General features: G+C 57.3%; 12 protein-coding genes and 2 tRNA genes. 10 read left to right on the top strand and 4 right to left on the bottom strand.

Annotation, left to right across the window (positions count from 1 at the left end):
* The first annotated feature begins 169 nt into the window (after positions 1–169).
* Together C1Y42_RS19980 and C1Y42_RS19975 are read left to right on the top strand one after the other, a co-directional pair.
* Positions 170–246 (top strand) — tRNA-Asp (locus C1Y42_RS19980).
* An 8-nt stretch (positions 247–254) separates the two neighbouring features.
* A tRNA-Trp gene (locus C1Y42_RS19975) sits at positions 255–330 on the top strand.
* Positions 331–434: 104 nt separating this feature from the next.
* On the opposite strand, the gene hdfR is transcribed toward C1Y42_RS19975, so the two are convergent.
* Positions 435–1,256 carry an HTH-type transcriptional regulator HdfR gene (hdfR, locus tag C1Y42_RS19970; protein WP_031279770.1) on the bottom strand — a complete coding sequence of 274 codons (822 nt, stop codon included), beginning with the start codon at positions 1,254–1,256 and terminating at the stop codon, positions 435–437.
* A gap of 121 nt (positions 1,257–1,377) precedes the next feature.
* On the opposite strand from hdfR, the gene C1Y42_RS19965 reads away from it, so the two are divergent.
* On the top strand, positions 1,378–1,716 hold the full coding sequence (locus C1Y42_RS19965; protein WP_021507919.1) for a DUF413 domain-containing protein: 339 nt from the start codon (positions 1,378–1,380) through the stop codon (positions 1,714–1,716).
* A gap of 28 nt (positions 1,717–1,744) precedes the next feature.
* On the opposite strand, the gene C1Y42_RS19960 is transcribed toward C1Y42_RS19965, so the two are convergent.
* Positions 1,745–3,265, bottom strand: a complete 1,521-nt coding sequence (locus C1Y42_RS19960) for a YifB family Mg chelatase-like AAA ATPase (RefSeq protein WP_021507918.1) — start codon at positions 3,263–3,265, stop codon at positions 1,745–1,747.
* A 328-nt stretch (positions 3,266–3,593) separates the two neighbouring features.
* Between C1Y42_RS19960 and ilvL the strand changes: the two genes are divergently transcribed.
* The 6 genes from ilvL to ilvA all read left to right on the top strand — a co-directional run bounded on the left by ilvL (position 3,594) and on the right by ilvA (position 10,153).
* A complete protein-coding gene (gene ilvL, locus C1Y42_RS19955) occupies positions 3,594–3,692 on the top strand; it encodes an ilv operon leader peptide (protein WP_104094203.1) in 99 nt (32 codons plus the stop codon).
* 149 nt (positions 3,693–3,841) lie between these two features.
* Positions 3,842–5,488: an acetolactate synthase 2 catalytic subunit gene (ilvG, locus tag C1Y42_RS19950; RefSeq protein ID WP_104094202.1), complete on the top strand. Its 1,647-nt coding sequence runs from the start codon at positions 3,842–3,844 to the stop codon at positions 5,486–5,488.
* The gene (gene ilvM, locus C1Y42_RS19945; RefSeq protein WP_008106624.1) at positions 5,485–5,742 is read left to right on the top strand and encodes an acetolactate synthase 2 small subunit; all 258 of its coding nucleotides are present in this window, start codon (positions 5,485–5,487) and stop codon (positions 5,740–5,742) included. The genes ilvG and ilvM overlap by 4 nt, the downstream gene beginning before the upstream one ends.
* A gap of 18 nt (positions 5,743–5,760) precedes the next feature.
* Positions 5,761–6,690, top strand: a complete 930-nt coding sequence (locus tag C1Y42_RS19940; protein ID WP_021507916.1) for a branched-chain amino acid transaminase — start codon at positions 5,761–5,763, stop codon at positions 6,688–6,690.
* A gap of 61 nt (positions 6,691–6,751) precedes the next feature.
* Entirely contained in the window at positions 6,752–8,602 is a 1,851-nt protein-coding gene (gene ilvD, locus C1Y42_RS19935; RefSeq protein ID WP_021507915.1) for a dihydroxy-acid dehydratase, read from the top strand.
* Between the two features lie 6 nt (positions 8,603–8,608).
* The gene (gene ilvA, locus C1Y42_RS19930) at positions 8,609–10,153 is read left to right on the top strand and encodes a threonine ammonia-lyase, biosynthetic (RefSeq protein ID WP_058759907.1); all 1,545 of its coding nucleotides are present in this window, start codon (positions 8,609–8,611) and stop codon (positions 10,151–10,153) included.
* Position 10,154: 1 nt separating this feature from the next.
* Here the strand turns inward: ilvA and ilvY are convergent, their stop codons facing one another.
* Positions 10,155–11,036 (bottom strand): HTH-type transcriptional activator IlvY, encoded by an 882-nt coding sequence (gene ilvY, locus C1Y42_RS19925; RefSeq protein ID WP_021507913.1) that lies wholly within the window; start codon positions 11,034–11,036, stop codon positions 10,155–10,157.
* Between the two features lie 162 nt (positions 11,037–11,198).
* Between ilvY and ilvC the strand changes: the two genes are divergently transcribed.
* Positions 11,199–12,674, top strand: a complete 1,476-nt coding sequence (gene ilvC / locus C1Y42_RS19920) for a ketol-acid reductoisomerase (RefSeq protein WP_104094201.1) — start codon at positions 11,199–11,201, stop codon at positions 12,672–12,674.
* A gap of 302 nt (positions 12,675–12,976) precedes the next feature.
* Here ilvC and C1Y42_RS19915 read toward each other — a convergent pair whose 3' ends face one another.
* The gene (locus tag C1Y42_RS19915) at positions 12,977–14,311 is read right to left on the bottom strand and encodes an MFS transporter (RefSeq protein WP_021507911.1); all 1,335 of its coding nucleotides are present in this window, start codon (positions 14,309–14,311) and stop codon (positions 12,977–12,979) included.
* Positions 14,312–14,339 lie beyond the last annotated feature (28 nt).

The raw sequence follows: 14,339 nt of genomic DNA, 5'->3' as shown, positions 1-14,339 counted from the left end.
AGAAGTGAAACGCCGTAGCGCCGATGGTAGTGTGGGGCCTCCCCATGCGAGAGTAGGGAACTGCCAGGCATCAATTTAAGACCCCTAATCGGGTCGTGACCTTCCCGGTGACGCGGAAAGGGCGAAACACCTGAAATCAGCGACGGTCTGATATCAGTACAGAATCGGTGGAGCGGTAGTTCAGTTGGTTAGAATACCTGCCTGTCACGCAGGGGGTCGCGGGTTCGAGCCCCGTCCGTTCCGCCACCCTAATTAGGGGCGTAGTTCAATTGGTAGAGCACCGGTCTCCAAAACCGGGTGTTGGGGGTTCGAGTCCCTCCGCCCCTGCCAGAAAATAATCCTTTGCTTCGGCAAAGGATTTTTTTTGCCTGAAATTCGGTACACGCAAGAGCCTGAGTTTCATTTCTTCCACTCAAACTCCCTCATTTATTGCTTCAGTGAGTCAGGACCGGATATTTAAGCAGCTGACGAATGTGTGCCTGTTGATCGCTATTCTGCAGCCATACCGCATATAACGGTCGCACTGCGACAGGTGTGTCTGGAATAACCATCAAATCACTGTAAATGCCGTGCCAGAAATCAGGTAAAAAAGCGCAGGCTCCCGTGGTATGTAGCAATTCGCGGGTCACATGTGCTGAAGTGGTAGTTAATACCGGTACGTCATCACTGGAAAGATAACTTTCATGCTGATGGAAATCCGCGCCCCACTCGAGTTTGATGTAATCATATTTTTCACGCTTTTCAGTTTTGCGTGCGCGAAAGAGCGCGAGTGAAATATGACCGATCTGCTGACTGGTGAGTTCATCCATTTTTGGCGCTTCGGTGGTGATCAGCAAATCAAGCTGGCGCTCATGTAACTGCTTGACCAGCAAATGGCGCTGAGCAATACGTGCTTCCAGATGCAGGCTCTCCCGGTTCTCGTATAGCGTCTGCAGCCAGGGCGTAAGATACGCTTCCCAGAGCGATGCACTGGCACCGATTGATAGCTCATGGTGCTGCTGGGTATGCGAAACCTCCTTCTTTGCCATCAGCCAGGTACTCATCAGGCTTTCAGCGTAGGGCAATAAGCGCTCGCCTGCTGAAGTCAGCCGGATATTATTGCGGTGACGGGTAAAAAGATTAACGCCCAGCTGATTTTCCAGCTGACGGATGCGAAAACTAACGGCAGATTGCGTGAGGTAAAGCGCTTCAGCAGCACGCCCGAAATGACGCGTTCTGCTCACTTCGAGGAAAGTTTTCAGTAATTCCGTATCCACAGCATTCTCCCAAAAAATGTTTGTCGTACTGATTTAAATGTTTTGTTTTACACTCTGTCAAGCCTATCTAATACTCCGCGCCATAAATAGCACGGCCATATGAGAATCAGGAGCGTGTAAGATGGCGGACAGCTTCGCAACAACTAATCGTTTCTTTGATAACAAACATTACCCTCGTGGTTTTTCGCGTCATGGTGACTTCACCATTAAAGAAGCTCAGCTTCTGGAACGCCACGGATACGCTTTCAACGAACTGGATCTCGCTAAGCGCGATCCGGAGACCGAAGAAGAGCGTCTGTTTATTGAAGTCTGTCGTGGTCTGCGTGAGCCGCAGACTGAGGCTGAACGTGTCTGGTCAAAATACACTGCACGTATCAAGCGTCCGAAACGTTTTCATACCTTGTCCGGCGGTAAACCGCAGATGGACACGGTGGAAGACTTCAGCGATAGCGACGATTAACATGACGGGGCTGATTTCAGCCCCGTTGTCATTCCAGGCTTTTATGCAGGTAAATCAGTAAACGATCGATACTGCGATATCCCACCGCCTCCTGCAGATGCTGACGCGTAATCTGCCGTTCACCCGCTAAATCTGCGATGGTTCTCGCCACCTTTAAGATGCGCTGCCATGCACGCACCGATAATCCCAGTGCATTCAGGATCTCCTCCAGCCATTCCGCGTCCTGCTGCTGTAACACACAATCACGGGCGATCTCCGGATTCGACAGCTGCGCATTCACCTTGCCCGCGCGTGCCATCTGTATCGCCCGGGCGGCCAGTACGCGGGCGCGCACCTGCGCGCTGGTTTCGCTGTGCTGCTGCTTCTGGCTGAGCGAGCCGCCCGGTAGCAGCGGAATCTCCAGCGACAGGTCGAAGCGATCCAGAAACGGGCCAGACAGCCGGCTGAGATAGCGCAGCACCTGCTGCGGCGTGCAGCGATTATGATTCCCCTGATAATGGCCCGTCGGGCTGGGATTCATTGCACCAATCAGCTGAAAGCGCGCAGGGAAAGTGACTTTGGCGCGGGAACGGGAAATGGCGATTTCACCGGACTCAATCGGTTCGCGTAACGCATCCAGCGCTTTGCGCTCAAACTCGGGCAGTTCATCAAGAAACAGCACCCCATTGTGCGCCAGCGAAATTTCGCCCGGCCGCGGCAGGGATCCTCCGCCGACCAGCGCATACAGCGATGCGCTGTGATGAGGCGCTCTGAACGGCCGTCTACGCCACTGATGATGTAGCGTACCGCTGCTGACCAGGCTGGCAATTGCGGCGCACTCCAGCGCTTCCTGGTCATCCAGCGGCGGCATAATGCCGGGCAATCGGGTTGCCAGCATGGTCTTACCGGTGCCGGGCGGGCCCAGCAGCAACAGGTTATGGCCACCGGCGGCGGTAATTTCCAGCGCGCGCCGTCCCTGCTGCTGGCCAATAATATCGCTCAGGTCCTGCTGCTCGTGCGGCACCGTTTCAGGCTGGTAATGGGCGACCGTCAGCGCCGTCTGGTTATGCAGGAAAGCGCAGATCTCCACCAGATGCTTGCCCACCAGCGTTTCACCCTGTTGTATCAGGCCGACATCCTGTTGATTCTGCTCCGCTAAGACCATCTGACGTCCGGCCTGCAGCGCCGCCATGGCAGCAGGAATCGCGGCCTGAACGCCACACAGCGCGCCGTTTAGCGCCAGCTCACCCAGGAACTCATAATGGGCCAGCTTATCGCCTGGCAGCTGCTCTGAGGCCGCGAGAATGGCGATAGCGATCGGCAGGTCGTAGCGCCCACCCTCTTTAGGTAAATCAGCTGGTGCGAGATTAATGGTGACGCGCTTCGCCGGAAAGGTGAAACCGCTATTGATAATGGCGCTGCGCACGCGTTCGCGGGCTTCTTTGACGGTGGTTTCCGGCAGACCTACCAGTGTCAATGCTGGCAGACCGTTGCTGATATGCACTTCAATCGTCACCAGTGGAGCCTGCACTCCGAGCGCCGCGCGTGTTAATACTTTCGATAAAGACATAACCGCTCCTTGTTGCCTTTATCCTTGCTGAAAAAAATCCACACGGCGACCGCTGAAACTATCATCCTGAAGCGGTATTCAGGAAAATCGCTGTGCTTTTCATCCTGTTCATTAATTTTCGCAGCCAGATCGCAAAAGCAAAATAACGGTTGCGTCGCGGGCGTAATGAATAATTATCACAAATGCGAATAACCTTTTACTTACAAAGCGATAACGCACGTCAACTGCGCGCGTCATAAAATTTTCCGATGAAAATTATTGTAAATCCCCTGCTAACTATGGTAACTCTGTAGGTATTACTTCGAACTAACGAAAAAACAGACGACACATGAAAGCCTTTCTACAAGTGATTAGCCTAGTCGTGATTAGCGTGGTGGTGATTATTAACCCACCGTGCGGGGCTACGCTTGGAGAAAGAAAGGCTTAAAAATCAAGCCTGGAATTCGAAAAACCCCCGCACCGTAAGGTCCGGGGGTTTTTTTTCGACCAGACGAAATATCAGCGAATCAGCGAGGAACAGATTATGAGCAGTAGCATAAAATTCTGTTGTTCCAGCAGGAATACAGGAGAATAACCATGACAGGTGCACAGTGGGTAGTTCAGGCTTTACGCGCGCAGGGTGTCGACACAGTGTTTGGTTATCCTGGCGGAGCAATCATGCCAGTGTACGATGCGCTCTACGATGGCGGCGTGGAACATCTACTGTGTCGTCATGAACAAGGTGCGGTGATGGCAGCGATCGGTTATGCGCGTGCGACCGGCAAAACCGGGGTTTGCATCGCGACTTCCGGACCGGGCGCCACCAACCTGATCACCGGGCTGGCCGATGCGATGATGGATTCCGTTCCGGTTGTCGCCATCACCGGGCAGGTCTCTTCAGCGTTTATTGGTACCGACGCCTTTCAGGAGATCGACGTTCTTGGCCTGTCATTAGCCTGTACTAAACACAGCTTCCTCGTTGAATCGCTGGATGATTTACCCTCGGTGATGGCGGAAGCTTTCGCCATCGCGCAGTCCGGCCGTCCGGGACCGGTGCTGGTCGACATTCCCAAAGATATTCAAATTGCCAGCGGTGACCTGACGCCGCACCTGTTGCCGGTTGAAGAGGCACTGAGCCATTCACCTCAGCACATTGCCGAAGCGCGCGCGCTGATGGCGCAGGCGCAAAAACCGATACTGTATATCGGCGGCGGTGTCGGCATGGCGCAGGCCGTCCCGGCGCTGCGGGCTATGGCGCAGGAGACCGGCATCCCGATGGTTTCTACCCTGAAAGGGCTGGGCAGCGCCGAAGCCAGCAGCGATCTCTATCTCGGTATGCTCGGCATGCACGGCACCAAAGCGGCCAACCTGGCGGTGCAATCCTGTGATTTGCTGATTGCCGTCGGCGCACGCTTCGACGACCGCGTCACCGGTAAGCTGGATACCTTCGCGCCGCACGCCAGCGTCATCCATATTGATATCGATCCGGCGGAATTGAACAAACTGCGTCGCGCTCACGTTTCGCTGCAGGGCGATCTCAACCAGGTGTTGCCGGCGCTGAGCATGCCGCTGCAGATCGACGGCTGGCGTACTGAAGTTAAAGCGATGAACGCGGAGTTCGCGTGGCGTTACGACCATCCCGGCGAGGCGATCTACGCGCCGCTGCTGCTGAAGCAGTTGTCAGATCGTAAACCTGACAGCGCGGTGGTAACCACCGACGTTGGCCAGCACCAGATGTGGGCGGCGCAGCACATGCGCTTCAGCGCGCCGGAAAACTTCATCACCTCCAGCGGTCTGGGCACTATGGGCTTTGGGCTGCCGGCTGCGGTAGGCGCGCAGGTTGCCCGTCCGGATGACACCGTTGTCTGCGTGTCCGGCGACGGCTCAATCATGATGAATATTCAGGAGCTGGGCACCATCAAGCGTAAGCAGCTGCCGGTAAAAATCCTGCTGCTGGATAACCAGCGTCTTGGCATGGTTCGCCAGTGGCAGCAGCTGTTCTTTGATGGTCGCTACAGCGAAACCATCCTCACCGATAACCCCGATTTCCTCACGCTGGCCAGCGCCTTTGATATTCCGGGCCAGCGCATTAGCCGTAAAGATCAGGTCGACGCCGCGATTGATGCTCTGCTGAACAGTGAAGGTCCTTACTTCCTGCATGTTGCGATTGATGAGCATGAAAACGTCTGGCCACTGGTACCGCCGGGTGCCAGCAACGCAAACATGATGGAGAAAACCGTATGAACCAGCATCAATTGTCTATCGAAGCCCGCTTTCGCCCTGAAATATTGGAGCGCATTTTGCGCGTCGTGCGTCACCGTGGCTTCCAGGTCTGCGCAATGAATATGGCGTCCGCCGTCAATGCGGAGAACATTAATATCGAAATGACCGTTGCCAGCCAGCGCTCTGTCGATTTACTGTCTTCGCAGTTAAGCAAACTTATGGATGTCGCCTGTGTCGAGATCCAGCAACAGACAACACAACAAATCCGCGCCTAGTCGCCAAAGGAAATAACAATGAGTACGAAGAAAGCAGACTTTATCTGGTTCAATGGAGAGATGGTTAAGTGGGAAGACGCTAAGGTTAGCGTTATGTCTCACGCACTGCATTACGGCACCTCTGTGTTCGAAGGCGTTCGCTGCTACGACTCACACAAAGGTCCGGTGGTGTTCCGTCACCGTGAACACATGCAGCGTCTGCACGACTCCGCCAAAATTTACCGTTTCCCGATCAAAGCCAGCGTGGATGAGTTGATGGAAGCGTGCCGCGAAGTTATCCGCGTCAATAAACTGAAGAGTGCCTACATTCGTCCGCTGGCCTTTGTCGGCGACGTGGGTCTCGGCGTTAACCCGCCAGACGGCTTCACCACCGATGTGATCATCGCTGCGTTCCCGTGGGGAGCTTACCTGGGTGCCGAAGCGCTGGAGCAGGGCATCAACGCCATGGTTTCTTCCTGGAATCGCGTGGCGCCAAACACCCTGCCGACCGCGGCGAAAGCGGGCGGTAACTATCTCTCTTCCCTGCTGGTTGGCAGCGAAGCGCGCCGCCACGGCTATCAGGAAGGTATTGCGCTGGATACCCAGGGTTATATCTCCGAAGGTGCTGGCGAAAACCTGTTTGAAGTGAAAGACGGCATCCTGTTCACCCCGCCGTTCACCTCTTCAGCGCTGCCGGGCATCACCCGTGACGCCATCATCAAGCTGGCGAAGGATCTTGGTATCGAAGTGCGCGAGCAGGTGCTGTCTCGCGAATCACTGTACCTGGCGGATGAAGTGTTCATGTCCGGTACTGCCGCAGAAATCACGCCGGTACGCAGCGTGGACGGCATCCAGGTGGGTGAGGGCAAACGTGGCCCGGTGACCACCAAAATCCAGCAGGCGTTCTTTGGCCTGTTCACCGGCGAAACCGAAGACAAGTACGGCTGGCTGGATCAGGTGAATCCATAACAAGACAGTAACGCGGGTGCAGCAGCGCCCGCGTCATTTTTCAGACTGGAGTAAATAGAGCATGCCTAAGTACCGTTCCGCCACCACCACCCATGGTCGTAACATGGCGGGTGCCCGTGCCCTATGGCGCGCCACCGGAATGACCGACGACGATTTCGGTAAGCCGATTATCGCCGTGGTCAACTCCTTCACCCAATTCGTACCGGGCCACGTGCACCTGCGCGATCTTGGCAAACTGGTTGCTGAGCAAATCGAAGCTGCGGGTGGTGTAGCCAAAGAGTTCAACACCATCGCGGTGGATGACGGTATCGCCATGGGTCATGGCGGCATGCTGTATTCACTGCCTTCACGCGAGCTGATTGCTGACTCCGTGGAATATATGGTGAACGCCCACTGCGCCGACGCCATGGTGTGTATCTCCAACTGCGACAAAATCACCCCCGGCATGCTGATGGCCTCGCTGCGCCTCAACATTCCGGTGATCTTTGTCTCCGGCGGTCCGATGGAAGCCGGTAAAACCAAGCTGTCAGACAAAATCATCAAGCTGGATCTGGTGGACGCGATGATTCAGGGGGCGAACCCGAACGTCAGCGATGCCGACAGCGAGCAGATTGAGCGTTCCGCCTGCCCGACCTGCGGCTCGTGCTCTGGCATGTTCACCGCCAACTCCATGAACTGCCTGACCGAAGCGCTGGGCCTGTCGCAGCCAGGCAACGGCTCGCTGCTGGCAACCCACGCCGATCGTAAAGACCTGTTCATCAACGCCGGCAAGCGCATCGTTAACCTGACCAAACAGTACTACGAGCAGGATGATGCGCGCGTGCTGCCGCGTAACATCGCCAGCAAAGCCGCGTTCGAAAACGCCATGACGCTGGATATCGCCATGGGCGGTTCCACCAATACCGTGCTGCACCTGCTGGCCGCCGCGCAGGAAGGCGAGATCGATTTCAACATTTCCGACATCGATCGCCTGTCACGTAAAGTGCCGCACCTGTGCAAAGTAGCGCCGAGCACACAGAAATATCATATGGAAGATGTGCACCGTGCGGGCGGGGTAATCGGTATTCTTGGCGAGCTGGATCGTGCTGGCCTGCTGCACACCGACGTACGCAACGTGCTGGGCCTCAACCTGCGCGAAACGCTCGATCAGTACGACATCATGCTGACCAAAGACGAAGCGGTGAAGAAGATGTTCCGCGCCGGCCCGGCGGGCATCCGTACTACCCAGGCGTTTTCACAGGATTGCCGCTGGGATACGCTGGATGACGATCGTCAGGAAGGCTGTATCCGCACGCGCGAACACGCATTCTCTCAGGATGGCGGTCTGGCAGTGCTGTACGGCAACATGGCGGAAGATGGCTGCATCGTGAAAACCGCCGGCGTCGACAAAGAGATCCTCACCTTTAAAGGTCCGGCAAAAGTGTATGAAAGCCAGGACGATGCGGTGGAAGCGATTCTCGGCGGCAAAGTGGTCGCCGGTGACGTGGTGGTCATCCGCTACGAAGGGCCGAAAGGCGGTCCGGGCATGCAGGAAATGCTCTATCCGACCACTTATCTGAAATCGATGGGCCTTGGCAAAAGCTGTGCGCTGATCACTGACGGACGCTTCTCGGGCGGCACCTCGGGCCTCTCCATTGGCCACGCATCGCCGGAAGCGGCGAACGGCGGCACCATCGCGCTGGTTAAAGATGGCGACATCATTGAAATCGATATCCCGAATCGCGGCATTAAGCTGGCGGTACCGGATAACGAACTGCATGCCCGCCGTGAAGAAGAGGAAGCGCGTGGCGAAGCGGCTTATACGCCGCACGGTCGCGTGCGTCAGGTCTCCTTCGCACTGCGTGCTTATGCATCGCTCGCCACCAGCGCTGACAAGGGCGCGGTGCGCGATAAGTCTAAGCTGGGAGGCTAATCTCTGATGGCTGAGTCTCAACCGCTTTCCGCGTCGCCCAATGGCGCGGAGTATCTGCGCGCGGTGCTGCGTGCGCCTGTGTACGAAATTGCCCAGGTAACGCCGCTGCAAAAAATGGAAAAAATTTCGTCGCGTCTTGGCAACACCATTCTGGTGAAGCGCGAAGATCGCCAGCCGGTGCACAGCTTCAAGCTGCGCGGTGCCTACGCCATGATCGCCGGGCTGACGGAAGAGCAGAAAGCGCGCGGCGTGGTTACTGCTTCGGCGGGTAACCACGCGCAGGGCGTGGCGCTCTCGGCCAGCACGCTCGGCATCAAGTCACTGATTGTGATGCCAGTGGCGACGGCGGACATCAAGGTTGATGCAGTGCGCGCGTTTGGCGGTGAGGCTTACCTGTTTGGCGCCAATTTTGACGAGGCAAAAGCCAAAGCGATTGAGCTGGCGGAGCAGCAGGGTTACACCTTCGTGCCGCCGTTTGATCATCCGGCGGTGATTGCCGGTCAGGGCACGCTGGCGATGGAGCTGTTGCAGCAGGATGCGCATCTCGATCGCGTGTTTGTGCCGGTAGGCGGCGGCGGCTTAGCGGCGGGTGTGGCGGTACTGATTAAACAGCTGATGCCGCAAATCAAGGTTATCGCGGTCGAGTCGCAGGACTCTGCCTGCCTGAAGGCGGCGCTTGATGCCGGCGAGCCGGTGGATTTGCCGCGCGTCGGGCTGTTTGCCGAAGGCGTGGCGGTCAAGCGTATCGGCAGCGAGACCTTCCGCCTGTGCAAGGAATACCTCGACGACATCATCACCGTGGACAGCGATGCCATCTGCGCAGCGATGAAGGATCTGTTCGAGGATGTGCGAGCGGTGGCGGAGCCTTCCGGCGCGCTGGCGCTGGCGGGCATGAAGAAGTACATCCAGCAGCACGACATCAAAGGCGAGCGGCTGGCGCACGTGCTGTCGGGCGCCAACGTCAACTTCCACGGTCTGCGCTACGTCTCCGAGCGCTGTGAACTGGGTGAACAGCGTGAAGCACTGCTGGCGGTCACCATCCCTGAGCAGCAGGGCAGCTTCCTGCGTTTCTGCCAGACGCTGGGCGGCCGCGCGGTAACCGAGTTCAACTACCGTTATGCCGATGCCGACAACGCCTGCATCTTTGTTGGCGTGCGTTTAACGCGCGGCCTTGAGGAGCGCAGCGAAATCATCAGCCAGCTGGCTGAAGGCGGCTATCAGGTGGTGGATTTGTCAGACGATGAGATGGCGAAGCTGCACGTGCGCTACATGGTGGGCGGACGCCCGTCAAAACCGCTGCGCGAACGGCTGTTCAGCTTCGAATTCCCGGAAGCGCCGGGCGCGCTGCTGAAGTTTCTGCAGACGCTGGGCGCGCACTGGAATATTTCACTGTTCCACTATCGCAGCCACGGCACCGATTTTGGTCGCGTGCTGGCGGCGTTCGAGATCAACGACAAAGAGCCGGATTTCGACACCCACCTCAACGCGCTCGGCTATGAGTGGCACGACGAGGCCAGCAATCCGGCGTTTCGCTTCTTCCTCGCCGGCTAAACTACAGCAGGTGCCAGAAAGCATTGATCAGCGGCTCCCCGAGCCGCTTTTTTTGTACGCATACGCCGAGCTCCAGCGGCGCCACCGACTCGACATTCTCCAGCGTCAGCACGCGATTGCGCACCGGTTCCGGACTGTTTTCCAGCACCACATCCGGCAGCAGCGCGATGCCGCAGCCGAGCGCCACCATCGACACAATCGCCTCATGGCCAGACACCGTGGCGTAAATCTGCGGGTTGGCAATGCGGTGGCGGCGAAACCATAAATCAATACCGCGCCGCGCCGGCCCCTGATCCGGCAGGATAAAGGGAATCTGCGACCAGTCCGGCTGTTCCTGCGTCGCCTGGCTGCGCACCGGGCAGGGCAGCGCCGGGGCGATTAGCACCAGCGGGATCAAACCCAGCGGTGTAAAATCGATACTGGCGGGCAGCGACTCCGGCCGGCCGGCGATGGCCAGATCCGCTTCGCCGGACTGCACCATTTCAATGGCATCGGCGGCGTCGCCGGTGGTGAGTTTGATCTCCACCTGCGGATGCTCCGCGCGAAAGCGGTCGAGAATCGGCGGCAGATGGCTGTAGGCGGCGGTTACCGAGCAGAACAGGCGCAGCTCGCCGCTCAGCGACGGACCGTTCAGGTCCATGACATGGCGCAGCTGCTGATACTGCAGCAGGGTCTGCTGGGCGAACTGACGCAGCCGCTCGCCGGCTTCGGTCAGCGTCACGGTGCGGTTGTCGCGCAGGAACAGCGCGTGTCCGACATCCTCTTCCAGCCGCTGAATCTGGCGTGATAATGTCGACGGGCTGACGTGCATGGCGCGCGCGGTGCGGCCAAAGTGGCAGCTTTCCGCCAGGTGAAGAAACAGTTTCAGGTCTCGTAAATCCATGCGCGTTTTGCCCTCAGCGTGATGTTGCAAATTCTGCAATGTGACGTTGTTAATATATCAATTTAAGCAACAGATTTCCTGTCATATGATGGGGTCATTCGCGGCGCTAAATCCGGCGCCGTTACTGAACAAAAGCAAACACAACATCTGAGCGGAGTACCCATGGCTAACTACTTCAACACATTGAATCTGCGCAATCAGTTAGCGCAGTTAGGCAAATGTCGCTTCATGTCGCGCGATGAATTCGCGGATGGCGCTAACTTCCTGAAAGGTAAGAAAGTGGTCATCGTCGGCTGCGGCGCGCAGGGCCTGAACCAGGGTCTGAACATGCGTGACTCTGGCCTTGATGTGTCTTACGCACTGCGCGCTGAAGCCATCGCTGAGAAGCGTGCGTCGTTCCGTAAAGCCACCGAAAACGGTTTTAAAGTGGGTACTTACGAAGAGCTGATCCCGCAGGCGGATCTGGTGGTTAACCTGACCCCGGACAAGCAGCACTCTGCCGTTGTGCAGGCCGTTCAGCCGCTGATGAAAGACGGTGCCGCGCTGGGTTACTCTCACGGTTTCAACATCGTCGAAGTGGGCGAGACCATCCGTAAAGACATCACCGTGGTGATGGTGGCACCGAAGTGCCCGGGTACCGAAGTGCGTGAAGAGTACAAACGTGGCTTCGGCGTTCCAACGCTGATCGCTGTTCACCCGGAAAACGATCCAAAAGGCGAAGGCATGGCGATTGCCAAAGCCTGGGCTGCAGCTACCGGCGGCGACCGTGCAGGCGTGCTGGAATCGTCCTTCGTGGCAGAAGTCAAATCAGACCTGATGGGCGAGCAGACCATTCTGTGCGGTATGCTGCAGGCCGGTTCACTGCTGTGCTTCGACAAGCTGGTGGCTGAAGGTCACGACGCGGCGTACACCGAGAAACTGATTCAGTTCGGCTGGGAAACCATCACCGAATCGCTGAAGTTTGGCGGCATCACGCTGATGATGGATCGTCTGTCTAATCCGGCAAAAATCCGTGCTTACGCGCTGTCTGAGCAGCTGAAAACCATCATGGCACCGCTGTTCCAGAAGCACATGGATGACATCATCTCGGGTGAATTCTCTTCCGGTATGATGGCTGACTGGGCGAACGACGACAAAAACCTGCTGACCTGGCGTGAAGAGACCGGCAAAACCGCGTTCGAAAATGCCCCGCAGTTCGAAGGCAAAATCGACGAGCAGGAGTATTACGACAAAGGCGTGGTCATGGTCGCGATGGTGAAAGCGGGCGTTGAGCTGGCATTCGAAACCATGGTTGACGCGGGCATCATCGAAGAGTCGGCTTACTATGAATCGCTGCACGAGCTGCCGCTGATTGCCAACACCATCGCCCGTAAGCGTCTGTATGAAATGAACGTGGTAATTTCCGATACCGCAGAATACGGTAACTACCTGTTCTCCTTCGCGGCCGTTCCGCTGCTGAAAGAGTTCATGACCACGCTGCAGCCTGGCGATCTGGGCAAAGCGGTGGAAGGCACGCAGGTGGATAACGCGCAGCTGCGCGACGTGAACGAAGCGATCCGCCAGCATCCAATCGAAGCCGTTGGCCGCAAACTGCGTGGCTATATGACCGACATGAAACGCATCGCCGTCGCGGGTTAAGGCACGCGAGACACAGTTTTCAGCCCAATCAAACCCCGGCCTGCCGGGGTTTTTTTATGTCTTATGTCTGGGGGCAGAAGGGTTTTTTCACCCTCACCCTGGCCCTCTCCCGCTGGCGGGAGAGGGAACCGTTCGGTGCGGGCTGATGTTTCTACACTTATCTATCAACATCGCGCGGACGCTCCCTCTCCCGTTTACGGGAGAGGGCCGGGGTGATGGCCAGGGTGAGGGACACACCGCACCATCCCCACACCACCAATAAAAAACCCGGCCGGAGCCGGGTTCTGTCTACACGCAATCAATCACACCGCTTCATACAGCGTCTGATGGCGCGTCTCTTTACAGGCGATCAGCGCGATCAGCGTCAGCACCGCCATGGAGGCCAGATAGAAGCCCACCGCCTGCAAGCCGTAGTTCGCATTCAGCCAGGTCGCAATATAAGGCGCTACCGAGGCACCAAGAATCGACGACAGGTTGTAAGAGAACGACGCGCCGGTATAGCGTACTTCGGTCGGGAACAGTTCTGGCAGCAGCGCGCCCATCGGGCCGAATGTCAGACCCATAATACTCAGGCCGAGCAGCAGGAAGCCCATCACCAGAATCTGCGAGCCGGAGCCGAGCAGCAGCGGGAACATCAGCGCAAAGGCGATGATCATCAGCGTAATGGTGATCATCGTTTTGCGACGGCCAAAACGGTCCGCCAGCAGGCCGGCAATCGGCACCATCACGCCAAAACCGATGACCGCCACCATCAGCATCCACAGGAAGCTGTTACGCGAATAGCCGAGACCAACAGGCGCCGGCGCGGTGCCGTAGCTCATCGAATACACCGTCATAATGTAGAACAGCGTGTAGGTCGCCAGCATGATAAACGTGCCAAGAATGGTCGCGGTCATATGCTTGCTCAGCAGCGTACCGATAGGGATCCGCACCTGTTTCTTCTCTTTCTGCACTTTGGCAAACACCGGGCTCTCATGCAGCGATACGCGCACATACAGGCCGATAATCACCAGCACCGCAGAGAGCACAAACGGCACGCGCCAGCCCCAGTTCATGAACTGCTCATCGGTCAGCAGCCACGAGAGCAGCAGGAACGTGCCGTTGGCAAAGAAGAAGCCAATCGGTGCGCCCAGCTGCGGGAACGAGCCGTACAGCGCGCGTTTCTTCGCCGGGGCGTTCTCGGTGGCCAGCAGCGCCGCGCCGCCCCATTCGCCGCCCAGTCCCAGGCCCTGACCAAAACGCGCCAGCGCCAGCAGCAGCGGTGCCGCCACGCCAATGGTCTGATAACCCGGCAGCAGGCCGATCAGTACGGTAGAAACGCCCATGGTCAGCAGCGAGGCAACCAGCGTCGCTTTACGGCCCACGCGGTCGCCAAAGTGACCAAACAGCGCGGAGCCAATAGGGCGCGCAACAAAGGCGATAGCGAAGGTCGCCAGCGATTGCAGCGTGGCAACCGTAGCGTCACCCTGCGGGAAGAAGATATGCGGAAAAACGATTACCGCGGCGGTGGCATAGATATAGAAATCGAAGAATTCGATCGCAGTGCCAACCAGCGAGGCAACTACCACTTTACTGCGTGAGTTAACCGGTGTGCCGTCGTGTGGTTGGTCGGGTGTTTCGGAGATGGAGGCTTGCATAACTGTTTCTTAATTGTAAATGTAAACA

The organism is Pantoea sp. ICBG 985 (assembly GCF_002928365.1).
Lineage (GTDB): Bacteria > Pseudomonadota > Gammaproteobacteria > Enterobacterales > Enterobacteriaceae > Pantoea > Pantoea dispersa.
This window is presented reverse-complemented; position numbering and strand designations above follow the sequence as displayed.

Coding starts and splice junctions, on each gene's coding strand:
- ilvM (WP_008106624.1), top strand. CDS start 5,485: ATGAACCAGCATCAATTGTCTATCGAAGCCCGCTTTCGCCCTGAAATA.
- C1Y42_RS19960 (WP_021507918.1), bottom strand. CDS start 3,265: ATGTCTTTATCGAAAGTATTAACACGCGCGGCGCTCGGAGTGCAGGCT.
- ilvC (WP_104094201.1), top strand. CDS start 11,199: ATGGCTAACTACTTCAACACATTGAATCTGCGCAATCAGTTAGCGCAG.
- ilvD (WP_021507915.1), top strand. CDS start 6,752: ATGCCTAAGTACCGTTCCGCCACCACCACCCATGGTCGTAACATGGCG.
- C1Y42_RS19915 (WP_021507911.1), bottom strand. CDS start 14,311: ATGCAAGCCTCCATCTCCGAAACACCCGACCAACCACACGACGGCACA.
- ilvL (WP_104094203.1), top strand. CDS start 3,594: ATGAAAGCCTTTCTACAAGTGATTAGCCTAGTCGTGATTAGCGTGGTG.
- ilvA (WP_058759907.1), top strand. CDS start 8,609: ATGGCTGAGTCTCAACCGCTTTCCGCGTCGCCCAATGGCGCGGAGTAT.
- ilvY (WP_021507913.1), bottom strand. CDS start 11,036: ATGGATTTACGAGACCTGAAACTGTTTCTTCACCTGGCGGAAAGCTGC.
- C1Y42_RS19965 (WP_021507919.1), top strand. CDS start 1,378: ATGGCGGACAGCTTCGCAACAACTAATCGTTTCTTTGATAACAAACAT.
- ilvG (WP_104094202.1), top strand. CDS start 3,842: ATGACAGGTGCACAGTGGGTAGTTCAGGCTTTACGCGCGCAGGGTGTC.
- C1Y42_RS19940 (WP_021507916.1), top strand. CDS start 5,761: ATGAGTACGAAGAAAGCAGACTTTATCTGGTTCAATGGAGAGATGGTT.